The following is a 14,173-nucleotide window of genomic DNA, read 5'->3' on the forward strand; positions in this document are numbered from 1 at the left end:
GTGGGGGAGATCGACGACGCGATCGAGCGGGCCGACCGGGAGAGCTTCACCCGCCAGCCGCCGAAGACGCTGAAGGGCCAGATCGGCTACCTGATCCGGCAGTTGGGCAGCGCGAAGGCCGTCGCGCAGGAGAGCCGTCGGCTGCGTGAGCGTGGCATCGTCCCCAAGATCGCCCGGCGCGGGCAGCCACACGGCTCGGGCCTGGGCCGGGTGCGGTGGGTTGCCGAGTCCGCCATCGCCTGGCTCCACGGCCCACGCCGTCTACGGATCCGGTGGGAAGCCCGAGACGACATGCACGACGCCTTCCTCCAACTCGCCCACTGCATGACCCTCGCCCGCAGCAATCCAGCATGGTGAAAGGCCCTCTCAGGCGATCGCGTAGTCATTGATGGCTGGTTCGAGAAGGTCGAAGGCGCGTGCCGCTTCCTTCGCGATTATCTTGGCGATCTCGTCGTTGGTGTGCCCGGCCAGGGTCAGGTCCTGGATGCGTTGGAACAGGACGCGGTGCACGGCGCCGAGCAGCCCGGCGACCGTGCGGACGGTGATGTCGTCCGGCTGCGCACCGACAGCCTCGGCGAGGGCCTCGGCCAGCGCCTGCTCGCGCTGGTCGTGCAGGTTACGCAGGCACGCCGACAAGGTGGGGCTGTCGGTGATCATGCGGGAGAAGTCCGGGCCGGCGAATCCGGCGACCGGGTCCTGCGCCGCGACGGCGGCCTCGAAAGCACGACGAAGCGCCGCGAGGGCGGACTCCCCAGGGTGGCGGGAGGTCACGGCGCGCGCCAGCGTGGCGCTGAACTCGTCCTGGTGGTCGAGGGCCAAGTCCTCTTTGCGCGCGAAGTAGTTGGTCACCGTCTTCTTCGCGACGCGAGAGGCCGCGGCGATCTCGGCGATGGTGGTGTTTTCGAAGCCCTGCTCGATGAAGAGCCGTGTCGCATGGTCGGAGATCAGCTGTCGCGTCTCCTGCTTCTTCGCCTCCCGCAGGCCCAGCGGGGCGGTGACGCCGGCTGTGGTGGCACCCGCTGCGGCGCTCGTCGTCGTCTCCATGAGTGAATCTTACCTCCGTAGTAAAAATATGTTTACAGCGTTGATCTCATAGAAGTAATATTACCACCGACGTAAGATCAGCCCGAGGGGCGCGTTCCCGCGGCAGTGCACGGCATGACATCCGCTGACGACCACCCCGAGCTCTGCACACCTGCACACCTGCACACCTCGACATCGCCCCAACCCCGCAGCCTGGAAAAGGAACCCCTCTTGAGGATCACCGCCTCCACCGTCTCCCTCACGGTCGAAGACATCGCGGCCTCCCGCAGTTTCTTCACCGAGCACCTCGGCTACCGGGAACAGGCCGCGGCCGAAGGATTCGCCTCCCTTACCCGTGACGATGCCGCCGTCGACATCGTCCTGCTCCGGCGGGGCATCGACGTCCTGCCGCCCGACCAGCGCGACCGGCACGCCGGCGGACTGATCCTCGCCTTCACCGTCACCGACCTCGAAGCCGAGGAGAAACGACTGCGTTCCGAAGGCGTCGACATCACGATGCCGCTGCGCGAAGAGCCATGGGGAGAACGCCTGTTCCAGGTCACCGACCCCAACGGGGTCATCGTCCAGCTCGTCGAATGGATCACACCAGACCACTCCTGACCCCCTGGCCCCGTACCCACGCCAACCCTTACGGCCCGCACGGCCCCTGCCGACCGGATCATGCAGACCCAGAAGAGAGAGCACCGCATGCGAAAGCTCGTGTACTACATCGCCACCACGCTGGACGGTTTCATCGCGGGCCCGGACGGCGCCGATCCCTCGGGCCCAAACGGCTTCTGGCCGATCCCTGAGGACTACATCCAGCACCTTGTGACGGAGTACCCGGAGACCTTGCCTGTCCAGGCCCGGGCGGCGCTGTCCGTCACCGCGCAAGGCACGCACTTCGACACCGTCCTGGAAGGACGGCGCAGCTACGAGATCGGTCTTAAGGCCGGCATCACCGATGCCTACCCCCACCTACGTCACCTGGTCTTCTCCCGGACCCTCACCGAGAACCCGGACCCTGCCGTCGAACTGGTCGCCGGCGACCCTGCGGACAAGGTGCGACAGTTGAAGCAGGAGGACGGCAAGGACATCTGGTTGATAGGCGGCGCGGAACTGGCCGCTGCCCTGTACGGCGAGATCGACCAGCTCATCCTCAAGATGGCACCGCTGACCATCGGCGCCGGGATCCCGATCTTCTCCCACAAGGCCGCTTTCGATCCGCGCGGCTGGGAGCTCACCGGCCACACCGTGCTCGACAGCGGCGCGGCCTTCGTCACCTACGCGCGCGCCACTGTCCCCGACACCCCGGCCACCGGGAACTGAAGTCATCCATCAAGACCCCGCTGACCGGGGTGCTGGGCACCAGCACCCCGGTCAGCGTCCCACGCTCGCGGGGGCGAGTTCCACGTTCGCGGGCGGGCGGCATCGGTCGCAGTCGGGAGCCGGGCGCTGCTAGCTTCTTCAGCATTTTGAAAGGACCCCTAAAGCGCACCAGTTCCTCTGCCACGTCGGCCACCCGCTCTGGGTCCGCGATAGGCGTGCGTAGTGCCGTGACCACGGTGTAGAGCAGGACGTCGTAGGAGTTGAGCCCGGGCAGGGCGTAGTACCAGCCCTGGCGTTCTCCCCAGTCGAGCCGGATGCCTCCGCGGCCGCTGGTGCGGCTGACGTCCCAGGCGAGCGTCATGTAGGTGGTCAGACCGCGCTCGAGGCCATGGTGGTTGGCGCGGACGACGCCCGGCGGGATGCCCCGCGCGGTGAGGGCGTCGTCGACGGCCTGGGCGTAGGGCCAGTGCGGCATCCCCTGTGGCGTGCCGGGCCACTGTGGCAGGTCAAGCACGAGCGTCACCTCTGCGGATGGGAACGGTTCGGGTCACGAGGCGCGGCGGAAGACGGCGGCCGGGCCGATGACGCCTCGCCCGAACTTCGCGCGGACGCGGTCGACGGCCGTCTGTGCGGCGAGGCGGGTCTCGCGGGCGTCGTCGAGGGAGAGCTGGCGGGCGACCTTGTCGGCGTCGATGAGGTCGTCGCCCTTCAGTACGAGGCCGGTCAGTCGGCCGCGCTGGAGAGCGGCGGCGTCCATCAGCTGGTAGGCCGTCGTGCGCAGATCGTCCTCGTGGCCGGAGGGCACGGCGAGGCGGCGGGTCTTCTCCCAGCTGCTGTTGCCGGCGAACTTGAGGGTCAGGGTGAGGGCGCGGGCGGCTTGGCCGCGGCCGCGCAGCCGGGTCCCGAGCTCCACGACCAGCTGGAGGAGGGCGGCGCGCACGACAGCGCCGTCCAGCATGTGCTCCTCGAAGCGGTAGCGCACGCTCGCGGCGGCGGGCAGGGCGCGGGGGACGACGGGGCGCGGGTCGATGCCGCGGACCCGTTCCGTTGCCGTACGGCCGGCGCGGCCGCCCAGCAGGCGCTGCACCGTGGCGGTCGGGACGGCGGCGAGCAGGCCCACGCAGTGGATACCGTAGTCCCGCAGTACTGCCGCCTGGCGGGGGCCGATGCCGTGCAGGGCGTCGACCGGCAGCGGCCCCAGCCATTGCGTGACTTGCTCGGGGGCGATGGCCAGGACGCCGCCCGGCTGTGGCACCTGAGCGGAGGCGGTGGCCGCGACCGTGATCGACGGTCCGATCCCGACCCGGACGTCGACTCCGAGCCGGGACAGGGCACGGATGCGCAGCACCTCGCCCAGCCGGCCCGCGTCCATGCCGTAGTACGGCAGCGCGCCGCGTAGCTCGACCAGGGCCGCGGTGGGCGGAAGCGCCTGCACCACCGGCGACAGTTCGGACAACTGGTCCAGGACCTGCCGGTAGGACTCTTCCGGCAGCCGGTCCGGGCAGCGCACATGCATCACCGTCGCCGCGCCCGGCGTCCTCGGATCCGCTCCCATGGCACACCCACCTCCTCCCTTCCCACGTTATCGAACTAGAATTCGAACACGCGAGGGGGTGCTGCCCGCGCGCGACAGGAACGGAATGTGCCGTGTTCGACGATCTGCCGCCTGACCCGGAGCGTCTTCTTACGCTCAGGGTGTGGCACGCCATGTGGCTGCAGCGGATCGACACCAAGATCGCCGCTGTGCGGCAGCGGGAAGCCGAGCAGGAACGCGGTCGCCAGCGGCGCCCGCCCGTCCCGGACTGGATCGTCGAACTCGGCATCGGCACCGGCCGCCCGCCCACCCAGCTCCACGCCGGCGACTGCTACGCCGCGGGCAAACGACGCCGCCCCGTCGGCCGGGATGAAGCGCGCCGCCTGCTCACCTCCGGACTGCCCGCCTGCACTCACTGCCGCCCCGACCAGCACCTCGGCATCCTTGAGTAGCGGCTGCACGGGTCAACACGGAAGCCGCGCACGCATATTGCATGGTGCGTCGGGCGAGCATTGCCGTATCAGTCACGGATGAGCTGCTGGAACAGCGGGCATCCGACGGCGTGCCACTCCCTGACGAGGATCTCGCCCTCGATGAGAACGACCTCCGCGTGCCACGGCAGGCAGTCGTGGCACGCCGAGATCTCGTAGGAGTTGCCGTCCTCGTCGAAAGCCCTGAGGTCGGGCGGCGCCCGTGAGAGGCCACCCGGCGGCATCAGCGGCAGTTCTGCCGCTGAGCTCATGAATAGCGCCTGTTCACCGGGCAGGGCTTCGGCAGGTTTTCGGCAAACTGCCCTAGCTAGCGTTGTTCGGTATGAAGAACAAAGCGAGCCTTGTTGCGGTTGTTTCGCTGTCTCTGATGGCGCTGTCCGGAGGGGTGGCCCAGGCCACCGGGTCCGGTTCGGAAGGTGTGGCGGCAAACCCGGCATGCACGGATCTGCGGAACGGGCGACTGTGCATCAGCATCACGCCGGTGAACCAGCAGGGGAGCATCCGGGTCTCTTACGAGAAGAAGGCGGGCACGCCGATCTACGGGCATCTCGAGTGGGTGAACCCTGCCAACCAGACGTTCAAGTCGCCTGACATCTGGATGTACGCAGGGAACACCTATTCCCAGACGTGGCCGACATGGGTGGGCCCTGGTTGCAACCGTGGAGTCATCTACAACGCGACCGACAGGGAATCAAGCTTTACCCCGCCCGACTGCGTCTGATCGCTGTCCAACGGCGGCTCCGGTGACGTCCGGGCCGCCGTCGAGGGGCACGTGGAGGGCGCGAAGAAATTATGTTGCGCATCCGGTTCACCACACTCGATCTGGGCCGGGTTCGATTGGCCGCGGGCCCGGCGCTGATGTGGGAGACGGTACTTAGTCTGCATTGGCTCCAGCGTGGCGCCGCCGGTCCCGCCGGCGCGGGGTGGCGCCACGCAATGGCGCGCAGACTGTCGCCTGACCTGGGTCTGCTGCGTGCACTCGTTCCGCCGCGTGGGTACATCCCGGACTTCCTGACGCCGTACGGGTGCTCGGCCGATCCTGTGGAGGCAGTGGCGCCGGTGTTGGACACGTCGGTGTCACGGCTCCGCCGCGAGGTCGGCTTGCTGGCGGTCAGTCACGGTGTCAAGGACTCGCTGCGGCCGTTGGCCGAGGGCAGGTCATGCGCGGTTCGACGTCTCGGTGAGGCACTGGTGCGCTATCACGCGGTGGCCGTCGGGCCGTTTTGGCCCACCGTGCGGGACGGAGGTCGCCGCTGAGCGTGCCCGTGCGGCTGCGTTGCTCGCTGACGGTGGTGCGGAGGGGCTGCTCAGCCGTCTCTCGCCGCGGATGCGATGGTCCGGCTCGACGTCGACGTTGGCCGTCGACTATCCAGTGGAGCGGGAGCTCAGTCTGGAGGGCCGCGGACTGCTGCTGGTTCCGTCGTACTTCTGTGAAGGAACACCGATCACGTTGGTGCGCCAGGAAGACACGCCAGTGTTGGTGTTGCCGATCGCTCGGACTCTCGGCTTCGCACGGGATGAGGCGCTGCCCGGTCTGCTGGGGTGCAGCAGGGCTGCGGTGCTGGAAGCGGCCGCAGACGGTGGCAGTACGAGTGAACTCGCCCGCCGTGCGGGTGTTTTGGTCTCTTCGGCCAGCCAGCACCTCACCGTGCTGAGGCGAGCGGGGTTGGTGGTGAGCAGGCGCGAGGCCAACGTCGTGTCCCATGCGGTCACGTCGCTGGGGACGGACCTGTTGCGAGGACGGCAATCGGCCCCGCAACAGGTCTGAGCCCGATCAGCAGTAGCCGATCTTCCTGTAACCGATCCAGAACTCGCCCTTGTTGTTCACGTTCGCGTTCGTACCGATCGAGGGGAGGCGGTTGGCCCCATAGATCCGGCCGCGGAAGCCCTGGGAGACGCTGTTGATGTCGACGTAGGGTTGGACATCCCAGCCGCCGTGGAAGGTGGCCGTGGCGTCGCCGGGGGCCCGCGTGCCGCTGGCGTAACAGGCACTTCCGTTCGAGCGGCGGAGCACGAGATCCCCGTTGTCCTGCAGGACCAGGTAGTACCCACTGTTGCAGATGGCCTGGTTCGTGCCCAGTTGGCTGGAGAACGACGTGCCGATGCAGGTCACCGCCGCGGTGTAGGTCTGCTCGGTGGATGCCTGGGCCGCCGCGACTCCACCGGACGTGCTCACCACTGCTGCGCCGGTCGCAACGATCGCCGTCAAGACTCGTTTCACCGTAGGCATGGTGGATTTCCCCCTTGCTTGTTGATTTCTGGGCTGTGCAACGAGTCTGGCAGCGACTGCTGGTCGCGATCACGTGTTTCATTTCTGCGTGAAACTCGCCTGCCCCACGGCGATGGTTCGGCGACGGGCTCAGTCGAGCGATGCCAGCTGGTTGAGCATTCTGGTTGCCGACACCTCGCGGTGTTGTGCCCGGTACAGTCCCAGCGCCCGTTCCCACGAACTGCGGGCGAGGTCGTCGCGCCCGAGCGCGTGCGCTGCTTCGCCAAGGCGGGCCAGCACGCCCGCCTGCGCGAAACTGTGCTGCAGCAGTGTGAACAGGTCGCTCGCGCTCTGCAGGTGGCGTACGGCCTCCTGGTACCTCCTGGATTCCAGCTCAAGCTCGCCGAGGCTGCGTAACGCGTGCGCGGTGCCATCACGGTGCCCGTGTTCCTCGCACAGGGCCAAGGCCTTCTCGCACCACGCGCGGCCCTCGTCCCGGCGGCCCAGCCTGATGAGACACCAGCCGACGCAGTTGAGCATGTCGGCTTCCAGATGGGGTTTGCCCAGCGCCTGGTACCGGGCGAGTGCTGTGCGGGCGTGATCGAGAGCCTTGCCGGGATTCCGCCTGCCTTCCCATGCCCACGCCAGCGAGTTGTGCGCGTCCGCCTCCGCCGCGAGGTCGCCGAGTTGGGCCGCCAGTGCAATGGCTCGTTCGAGGTGGGACAGCGCGGCCGGGAAGTCGCCGAGCGTGGCGTGGCTGTCACCGAGGCTGGTGTCGGCTCGGACGAGCGCTGCGACGTCGCCGGTGCGTTCGGCGACCTCGCGGGCGGTGGTCCACATGGCCATGTCGTCACGCAGCCGTCCGTACCGCCAGTGGTAGACGGCGAGCGCTCTGGGCAGTTGCCAACTCACGCCGGGCAGGCGAAGACCGACGACGGCGGTCAGCGCCTCGTGTTCCGCCTCGGTCCAGGCCAGTGCTGCGGCCATGTCGCCCGGCCGGTATGGGTTGCTTTCCGGCGAGGGCAACTGGTCGAGAAGGGGCAGTCGGTGATGGCCCATCACCTCGGCGCAGGCGATCGCACTGTGCAGGTAGTGCTCGACTGTCCGGCTGAGGGCGGTGTTGCGTTCGGCTTCGCCGCACTTCTCGGCCGCATAGAGCCGTACCAAATCGTGCAGGCGGTAGCGGTCGGGCACGTGTTCGTCGACGAGATGGGCGTTGGTGAGCTCACGCAGCAGAACTGGCGCGGCGGGGCCTGCGACGGCGATGGCGGCCTGTGTCCCGATGTCCGGGCCCGGCGAGATGGCCAGCTGGCGGAACAACCGAGCCGCTGCCGAGGACAGCGCCGCGTGGGAGGTGTCGAGAACAACGCGCAGATTCGCCGGAGGACCGCCCGCGTCGAGTGCGCTCAGCCTGGTTTGCGTACTGTTCAGCTCGGCTGCGAGCCCGGTCAGCGATGCCTTGGTGGCGCGGGCGATCACGATGCCGAGCGCCAGCGGCAGTCCAGAACACCAGTACAGAACGGCCGCGACAGCGTCCGGTTCCGCCGCGAGCCTGTGCACGCCGAGGCGGTGTGCGAGCAGGTCGCGTGCTTCGGAGCCGGTCAGTGGGTCGAGCGTGATCGGCCACGCGCCGCGGGTGGCGACGAGCTCCGGCAGTCCGCTGCGGCTGGTGACCAGGACCGCGCTCTCCGTGCCACCGGGCAACAACGGGGTCACGTGGCCGGCATCGCGAGCGTTGTCCAGCACCACCAGCACCTTCCGCTCCGCGAGCAGGCCGCGGTAGAGCGCGGCCATGCCGTCGATGTCCGGCGGCACCGCGGCGGGATCCACACCGAGCGCCCGCAGAAAGCCGTGCAGTGCCGTCTCGACCGGCAACGGCGGGGAAGTCGGGTCGTAGCCGCGCAGGTTGACGTACAACTGGCCGTCGGGGAACCGCGCCGAATTGTGGTGAGCCCAGGTCAGCGCGAGCCACGTCTTGCCCGTGCCGCCCGCACCGCCGATCGCGGCGATCATGGTGCCGGCGTCGCGGGCGTGGTCCAGTGCCGCGAGCTGGGTGGCACGCCCGGTGAACCCGGGCGGCGGAGCGGGCAACTGTCGCAGTGCCCCGGCGGCGGGTATCTCCTGCCGCAGCACCTGCAGATGTGCCTGGCGCAGGCTGGCTCCTGGTGAGACGCCGAGCTCGGTGGAGAGCCTGTTCCTCAGCGACTCGTACAGCTCCAGTGCAACACCCTGCTGCCCGCAACCCGCGAGCGCCACCATCAGCCGTGCGCACAGCTCCTCGTGCAACGGCTCATCAGCCACCAGCGCGCGCAGAGCCTGCACCGCGTCGCCGTGTGCGCCGGCGCCGATCAACGCATCCGCGTGCGCGACTCCCGCGGCAAGCCTCTGTTGGGTCAACGTGAGGGCGCGAGGATGCTGTCGCACCGGTTCGGGCAGGTCGGCGAGCACGGCACCACGCCAGCATCTGAGTGCGGCTTCCCAGTCACCCGCGGCGACCAGAGCGTCAAACCTCAGGACGTCGAGCTCATGAATGTCCGCGACGAGCCGGTAGCCCGCGCCTGAGCGCGCCTCGATACGTTCGCCGCCGAGCACTTTCCGCAGCCGCGAGACGTAGCCGTAGAGCAACTCGCGGCAGGTGGCCGGGGGACCGTCTCCCCACAGCACGTCGATGATCTCCGCCTGGGACACGATGTCGTTGCACCGCAGCGCGAGTACAGCGAGCAGACTGCGCTGCTTCGCCCCTCCCGCCTGCACGACCTGACCGTCGCGCCGCACCACGAGCGGTCCGAGCACCTCAACCTGGCATCCCGCCGTGGCAGCCTCACCGGGTCCCTCCAGGCCGACCACCAAACCGAGCATCCGCAACGACGCGGTGTGAGGGCGATCAACCTGGCCACACTCGATCGCACGGACCGTGCGGACGCTGACCCCGGCTTGGTCGGCGAGCTGCTTTTGAGTGAGTCCGGCTCGCTTGCGATGGGCACGTAATGCCGCGCTGAACGACGCGAGTTCGTGGTCCACGCTCAGATTCCCCCAGATGCCCGGCCGCAGTGGACAGTTCTACTTCACACGACGGCCCTGCAGCCCGCGCTGTATGCCTCTTACACCAAATCTGTGTGCCTGTTTGCGCATGCCCTGCAAGTGGCCCGCCGCCAACTCACCTGACCTCGTAGAGCACGAAGCGCGGATGCAGGAATTGGAAGTCCGGCGTTCGGCGCTGCCCCTCCTGATCGGTCAGTCTTCGCACGCGTACCGGCTCGGCCATCGCGCCTCCCAGGGCAAGTTGAACCAACCGCCTCCGGTGCTGGGCCCGGCGCCGACCTAGCATCTCTTGCCATGGACGAAGCCGAGAACGTCTTGGACTGGCTGCAGGCTTGGTACTCCGCACAGTGCAATGGGGACTGGGAGCACGAGTGGGGCATCAAGATCGACACGCTTGACAACCCCGGTTGGTCAGTGCGCATCGACCTGGAGGACACCGACCTTGAAGGGCACGACTTCCTTCGCCAGGACCTCAGACGCAGCAAGGACGACTGGGTCTTGGCCTGGACCTCTGACATGACCTTCCATGCTGCATGCGGGCCAGGCAACCTCACTGAGGCACTCACGCTCTTCCGCGGGTGGGCGGTGGAGAACACCCCGCAGTAGGACGGTCCCAGCTTGATACCTCCAGCCGCAGACGCCACCCCATCCGGTGAACCAATGCGGTCAGAGCACTAGTAGGACTCCGTTAGGTCTGTCTGCCTGCGGTGGTCAAGGGCATGGTGGTCAGGGTCATGAGGGCTGTGTGGACGCACATGAAGTGAACCGTGTTCGGGCGACGTTGGCGTTATTCGTGGCGGATGTGTTCGCCTCGGTGCCGCGTAAGGACCAGCGGGCCAAGGGCGACTGCTATCTGCGGGGACTGATGATGGACGGGCGGCGCAAGTCCATCCAGGCCATGGCCTCGCGATTGCCGGACAGCAATGAGCAGAACCTGCAGCAGTTCGTGAACCAGTCCACGTGGGATCCGGTGCCGGTCCGTCGGCGGATCGCCGAACGGCTGGTGCCGCAGATCGGCCCGGACGCCTGGGCGGTCGCTCCCCAAGGACGGCCGGATGTCGGTCAGCGTCTCCCACCAGTACTGCGGTGCGCTGGGCAAGCAGGCCAACTGCCAGGTCGCGGTCAGCATGCACGCGGTCTCCGACAGGGCCTCGTGCCCGCTGAACTGGTGGCTGTTCCTGCCGCGGGAATGGGCGGATGACGCCGTCCGGCGCCGGCGGACCGGCGTCCCCAACGACGTCGGACACCGGGAGAAATGGCGGCTGGCACTGGACGCTCTGGATGAACTGGCCGGATTGCCGGCGAACGGGAACTCGTCACACGAATCGTCCGGAACCTGGTCGGGCATCGCGACGAACGGGTCACTGCTCTGAGCGCCGCAGGTCCGGGCCCGGTTGGCGTCTGCGACCGTCTCACTGGCAACCCGGCTCAAGGGCGCGCCTCCCCGCAGGGTGTTCTGCGCCCACGAGTATGCGGCTGCCGCCGAAGCGTGCTTGGGGTCGGACGGGGAGAAGGAGGAGTAGGCCCGAGGGGGTGGTCAGGTGCCGGGTGCTCGCCGGCGAACTCACCGACGACGGGTTCGAGGACCAGTTCATCGCGCTGGAGCTCGACAAGAACCTCATCATGGATCTGTGGATCGACGACGCCGGGCGCACCAGGCAGTTCCGCATGCGGGGCGCCACCTACAAGATGCCCGTCAACGCCGGCGAAGAGCCGGCCGTCGGCGATCCCGTCGACATGACCGTCGCCTTCCTCCGGATCAATGAGCCGGTCACCGTCACAACCCCGTCCGCCGGGGACACCACGGACCTGGGCGCCCTGCTGGACGCGCAGACCGGCTGAGCTTGTACGACCACTGGACGTCCCGGCAGGTCAGGCTGTGGCGGATGTAGGAGCGGGCGCAGCATTCGCACGACGTTGTCAGACGTCGTCGGGCAGCAGCGGCATCGCCTCCGTCCACCGCTCGGGATAGCCCCGGTGGCAACCGGCGAGGCACCAGCGGTCCTTGACGTCCTCTCGCTGGGGGTAGGGCGACTGGGCGCTGAGGACTAGGTACACCAGTTCCGGGCCGCCAGCTGGGGCCGCAGGTGATCCGGTAACCCCTCGTCCTCCGAGACGCACCGTGTGGTGGGGCACTAGGCGTTCCTTTCGAGCGGGTTCTACGTCACGTCGACGTAGTCACCGGCAGCGCTGATGGCCGGGGTGGTCGTGGTGCCGGGGAACGAGTAGCGGTAGAAGCCGTCGGCGGTGGCCTTCACGGTGGTCTTCAACTCGCCGGTGCTGGTGGTGGTGACGGTCTTGAGGGTGGTGTAGGTGGTGCTGTTCTTGGGGCGGTACTGGAGTTTCACGCTCTGGCCGCTGTAGCCGGCGTACTTGTGGGTGTTCCAGTTGGCGCGGGAGAGCTTGCCGGTGACGGTGAGGGTCTTGCCCTTCTTGACGGGTTCGGGGGCCGCGTTCGCGGTCAGCTGGGACCTTCGCTGGACCTTGGTGGTGGCGTAGGAGTCGATGGTGGTCTGGACGCGGTCCTTGGAGAAGGCGCTGGCGTAGATGTGCCAGGTGCCGGCCTTCGCGTTGGATACGACGTTGACCATGTCGCGGGTGTCGGCCTTGACCTGGAAGTTCATGGTGCACGTGGTGGTCGTGGAGCTGTCGGCATGGCAGTTGGGGGCGTCGTAGGAGATAGCGCCCGTGCGGTTGTCGCGGGAGGTCCCGTACCACAGCTGCGCGTCTGCCACGATGACGCCGGACGGATCAGTGGCCGTGACCTGGGCGCTGAACTTGGTGACGGCGGTGGGGCCGACCAGGATGTTCTTGCCCTTGTTGACCACGACCTTGGTGATGACCGGTCCGCCATCGGCGTGCGCCGGAACACCGGCACCAGCGGTCAGCAGCAGGGCGGCGGACGTTGTCCCGGCCATCGCCGCAGCACGTATACGCATGTGAGTCCAAATGAGAACAGGGGGCCGGTCAGCAGTGCACTGCGTGAGCGGCCCGGGAGAGTCAGAGAGCCGATCGGCCCGCGTGATCAGACTGTCCGCAGGGACCGAGGGTTGTATGAGTTCGTCGAGGCCCGCCCCAGCGCCGCTCCGGTGTCGTGCAGTGGAAGTAGGCAGCTTGCGGGTTGTCACCGATGCCAGCACGACGGCATGGGACGCGGTTGCTGCCAGCATCCCGCGCGGCAGCGACGGCTGACCCAGTCGCGAAAGAAGCACCCGTGGTCACCCGGATCTTGATCGAGACGTTCGCCGCCCGGATGTTCTCTCCACAGGGCGTCCGTCGGGCCTTGGCACTGCGGACACACCGCGCCATCTGCAATCCACTGATCAATCATGGGCGCATGATGACGGCCCGATCTACTTACGTCCTGCGCAGTGACTGTGCACCGTCGAGGCCGCGCCGTCACTTTCCGGCGAACGGACGCTGCCCGCGGGTACAGGGGACGCACCGTTCAGGTGAAGAGGGGGGTGAGGGCTACGGTGACGGCGGCGGCAGGTGGCGCCGTCGAGGCGGGCCAGCGTTGCGGCGCCGACGGCGGCCATCAGCGCGACGTCGGTGACGACTGCGATGGTGAGGAGAACGACGGTCACGGCAAGCTGGGGGGCGGGGATCGGCACCGGTCCGCATCGGGGCGATCAGCCAAGGGGAGGGGCTGGCTCCCAGTCTGGCGGGGCGACCTCGGGCACGAGCTCGAAGAGGGCGTCGACCGTCCACACCTTGCCCAGGTCGGAACTCTTGTTGATGCGTCCGCTGTAGACCAGTGAACAGGAAGGGTCTGACATCGGACACAGGCATGCAGCCAGACGCGCAGGCGCCCTACGCCATCAACTCCCGGACAGCCGCCAGACCCGTGCCCAACTCACGCCAAGATCCTGGCGGCGGTGAAGCCTGCGAACACCCGGGGCCCAGCCTCACAGGCGAGGGCAGCACGGGGCCGCCCCACCACTACGCCCGACTCGGCCCCCACTTGGCGAGGAGGACCTCTGCACGTTCAGTCCCTGCCGTTCGGTCCCTCGTAAACGTGCAGGTCACGGCAGTAAACGACGCCAGCAAGGGACCCAAGGGACTCTAGTTGGGAATTATGAACGAGTCATGTGTGCGTGTACGCGCGGGCGTATCTGTTGAGGTATCCGTACGTAGGTGGCTCATAATTGGAGTTCCCGGTCCCTACAGTCCCTCTCGGGTACCGCATCGGCTCCTGAGCTGCGGGAATGTCCAGGGACTCAAGGAGGGTCCAGCCTTCGGGGCCGCCGTGCTCAGGCCCTGCCCGGAGGGCAGTAGCAGCGGGAACGGTGTGGTGAGGGATCGGCGCTATGAGCCCCAGGCAGGAAGTGCCCGCCATCCGGGACTGCTTGAGTCCCTGTGCCGTCGATGCTTCTCCAGGGCTGCCGATAGAGGAATCACGGTCCCTCGAGACACTCTCATTTAGGGCATTGCGGTCACATGTCGCGCATTCTGGTCTCTCTTCAGAGACTCAAGGGACCGTAGGGACCCGAAAACAGATACGGCGCCACGCGGGGGAGCTGCGACCTGTCCCCGCTCGGGGGA

The 14,173-nt window shown here is 67.8% G+C and carries 16 protein-coding genes and 3 pseudogenes; 10 read left to right on the forward strand and 9 right to left on the reverse strand.

Annotation, left to right across the window (positions count from 1 at the left end; translation table 11 throughout):
* A pseudogene (locus tag ACZ39I_RS39330) lies at positions 1-132 on the forward strand (telomere-protecting terminal protein Tpg); the annotation flags it as partial.
* A 3-nt stretch (positions 133-135) separates the two neighbouring features.
* A pseudogene (locus ACZ39I_RS39335) lies at positions 136-357 on the forward strand (IS5/IS1182 family transposase); the annotation flags it as partial.
* Between the two features lie 9 nt (positions 358-366).
* On the opposite strand, the gene ACZ39I_RS39340 reads toward ACZ39I_RS39335, so the two are convergent.
* A complete protein-coding gene (locus ACZ39I_RS39340; protein ID WP_467250185.1) occupies positions 367-1,044 on the reverse strand; it encodes a TetR/AcrR family transcriptional regulator in 678 nt (225 codons plus the stop codon).
* Between the two features lie 210 nt (positions 1,045-1,254).
* Here ACZ39I_RS39340 and ACZ39I_RS39345 point away from each other — a divergent pair, with 210 nt between their 5' ends.
* Positions 1,255-1,644, forward strand: a complete 390-nt coding sequence (locus ACZ39I_RS39345; protein ID WP_467250187.1) for a VOC family protein — start codon at positions 1,255-1,257, stop codon at positions 1,642-1,644.
* A gap of 87 nt (positions 1,645-1,731) precedes the next feature.
* Positions 1,732-2,352 carry a dihydrofolate reductase family protein gene (locus tag ACZ39I_RS39350; protein WP_467250189.1) on the forward strand — a complete coding sequence of 207 codons (621 nt, stop codon included), beginning with the start codon at positions 1,732-1,734 and terminating at the stop codon, positions 2,350-2,352.
* Here the strand turns inward: ACZ39I_RS39350 and ACZ39I_RS39355 are convergent.
* Together ACZ39I_RS39355 and ACZ39I_RS39360 are read right to left on the reverse strand one after the other, a co-directional pair.
* Positions 2,303-2,866, reverse strand: a complete 564-nt coding sequence (locus tag ACZ39I_RS39355) for a DUF6292 family protein (protein ID WP_467250191.1) — start codon at positions 2,864-2,866, stop codon at positions 2,303-2,305. The two genes, ACZ39I_RS39350 and ACZ39I_RS39355, sit on opposite strands and share 50 nt — an antisense overlap.
* 33 nt (positions 2,867-2,899) lie before the next feature.
* Positions 2,900-3,907: a DNA polymerase Y family protein gene (locus ACZ39I_RS39360; RefSeq protein WP_467250193.1), complete on the reverse strand. Its 1,008-nt coding sequence runs from the start codon at positions 3,905-3,907 to the stop codon at positions 2,900-2,902.
* Positions 3,908-3,999: 92 nt separating this feature from the next.
* Here ACZ39I_RS39360 and ACZ39I_RS39365 point away from each other — a divergent pair, with 92 nt between their 5' ends.
* Positions 4,000-4,338 (forward strand): DUF6233 domain-containing protein, encoded by a 339-nt coding sequence (locus ACZ39I_RS39365; RefSeq protein WP_467250195.1) that lies wholly within the window; start codon positions 4,000-4,002, stop codon positions 4,336-4,338.
* Between the two features lie 68 nt (positions 4,339-4,406).
* On the opposite strand, the gene ACZ39I_RS39370 is transcribed toward ACZ39I_RS39365, so the two are convergent.
* Positions 4,407-4,628, reverse strand: coding sequence for a hypothetical protein (locus tag ACZ39I_RS39370; protein WP_467250197.1), 222 nt, complete (start codon positions 4,626-4,628; stop codon positions 4,407-4,409).
* Between the two features lie 71 nt (positions 4,629-4,699).
* Between ACZ39I_RS39370 and ACZ39I_RS39375 the strand changes: the two genes are divergently transcribed.
* Positions 4,700-5,098 (forward strand): hypothetical protein, encoded by a 399-nt coding sequence (locus ACZ39I_RS39375; protein WP_467250198.1) that lies wholly within the window; start codon positions 4,700-4,702, stop codon positions 5,096-5,098.
* 633 nt (positions 5,099-5,731) lie between these two features.
* Positions 5,732-6,145, forward strand: coding sequence for an ArsR/SmtB family transcription factor (locus ACZ39I_RS39380; RefSeq protein ID WP_467250200.1), 414 nt, complete (start codon positions 5,732-5,734; stop codon positions 6,143-6,145).
* Between the two features lie 6 nt (positions 6,146-6,151).
* Here ACZ39I_RS39380 and ACZ39I_RS39385 read toward each other — a convergent pair whose 3' ends face one another.
* Both ACZ39I_RS39385 and ACZ39I_RS39390 read right to left on the reverse strand, forming a co-directional pair.
* Positions 6,152-6,598 carry a hypothetical protein gene (locus ACZ39I_RS39385; protein WP_467250202.1) on the reverse strand — a complete coding sequence of 149 codons (447 nt, stop codon included), beginning with the start codon at positions 6,596-6,598 and terminating at the stop codon, positions 6,152-6,154.
* A 138-nt stretch (positions 6,599-6,736) separates the two neighbouring features.
* Entirely contained in the window at positions 6,737-9,607 is a 2,871-nt protein-coding gene (locus ACZ39I_RS39390; RefSeq protein ID WP_467250204.1) for a BTAD domain-containing putative transcriptional regulator, read from the reverse strand.
* 315 nt (positions 9,608-9,922) lie between these two features.
* On the opposite strand from ACZ39I_RS39390, the gene ACZ39I_RS39395 reads away from it, so the two are divergent.
* The 3 genes and pseudogenes from ACZ39I_RS39395 to ACZ39I_RS39405 all read left to right on the forward strand — a co-directional run bounded on the left by ACZ39I_RS39395 (position 9,923) and on the right by ACZ39I_RS39405 (position 11,470).
* Entirely contained in the window at positions 9,923-10,234 is a 312-nt protein-coding gene (locus tag ACZ39I_RS39395) for an immunity 53 family protein (protein WP_467250205.1), read from the forward strand.
* Between the two features lie 139 nt (positions 10,235-10,373).
* Positions 10,374-10,923: pseudogene (locus tag ACZ39I_RS39400) on the forward strand (IS701 family transposase); the annotation flags it as partial.
* 253 nt (positions 10,924-11,176) lie between these two features.
* Positions 11,177-11,470, forward strand: a complete 294-nt coding sequence (locus ACZ39I_RS39405) for a hypothetical protein (RefSeq protein WP_467250207.1) — start codon at positions 11,177-11,179, stop codon at positions 11,468-11,470.
* Between the two features lie 78 nt (positions 11,471-11,548).
* Here the strand turns inward: ACZ39I_RS39405 and ACZ39I_RS39410 are convergent, their stop codons facing one another.
* From ACZ39I_RS39410 to ACZ39I_RS39420, 3 genes are all read right to left on the reverse strand, one after another.
* The gene (locus tag ACZ39I_RS39410; protein WP_467250209.1) at positions 11,549-11,686 is read right to left on the reverse strand and encodes a hypothetical protein; all 138 of its coding nucleotides are present in this window, start codon (positions 11,684-11,686) and stop codon (positions 11,549-11,551) included.
* A gap of 101 nt (positions 11,687-11,787) precedes the next feature.
* The gene (locus ACZ39I_RS39415) at positions 11,788-12,567 is read right to left on the reverse strand and encodes a calcium-binding protein (protein WP_467250211.1); all 780 of its coding nucleotides are present in this window, start codon (positions 12,565-12,567) and stop codon (positions 11,788-11,790) included.
* A 693-nt stretch (positions 12,568-13,260) separates the two neighbouring features.
* On the reverse strand, positions 13,261-13,407 hold the full coding sequence (locus tag ACZ39I_RS39420) for a hypothetical protein (protein ID WP_467250213.1): 147 nt from the start codon (positions 13,405-13,407) through the stop codon (positions 13,261-13,263).
* Between the last annotated feature and the right edge of the window lie 766 nt (positions 13,408-14,173).

This window comes from Streptomyces sp. NPDC024687, assembly GCF_055559055.1.

Bases quoted from the DNA above. Each gene is read 5' to 3' on its own strand.
- ACZ39I_RS39340 (WP_467250185.1), bottom strand. From the start codon at position 1,044: ATGGAGACGACGACGAGCGCCGCAGCGGGTGCCACCACAGCCGGCGTC.
- ACZ39I_RS39350 (WP_467250189.1), top strand. From the start codon at position 1,732: ATGCGAAAGCTCGTGTACTACATCGCCACCACGCTGGACGGTTTCATC.
- ACZ39I_RS39360 (WP_467250193.1), bottom strand. From the start codon at position 3,907: ATGGGAGCGGATCCGAGGACGCCGGGCGCGGCGACGGTGATGCATGTG.
- ACZ39I_RS39370 (WP_467250197.1), bottom strand. From the start codon at position 4,628: ATGAGCTCAGCGGCAGAACTGCCGCTGATGCCGCCGGGTGGCCTCTCA.
- ACZ39I_RS39375 (WP_467250198.1), top strand. From the start codon at position 4,700: ATGAAGAACAAAGCGAGCCTTGTTGCGGTTGTTTCGCTGTCTCTGATG.
- ACZ39I_RS39395 (WP_467250205.1), top strand. From the start codon at position 9,923: ATGGACGAAGCCGAGAACGTCTTGGACTGGCTGCAGGCTTGGTACTCC.
- ACZ39I_RS39415 (WP_467250211.1), bottom strand. From the start codon at position 12,567: ATGCGTATACGTGCTGCGGCGATGGCCGGGACAACGTCCGCCGCCCTG.
- ACZ39I_RS39420 (WP_467250213.1), bottom strand. From the start codon at position 13,407: ATGTCAGACCCTTCCTGTTCACTGGTCTACAGCGGACGCATCAACAAG.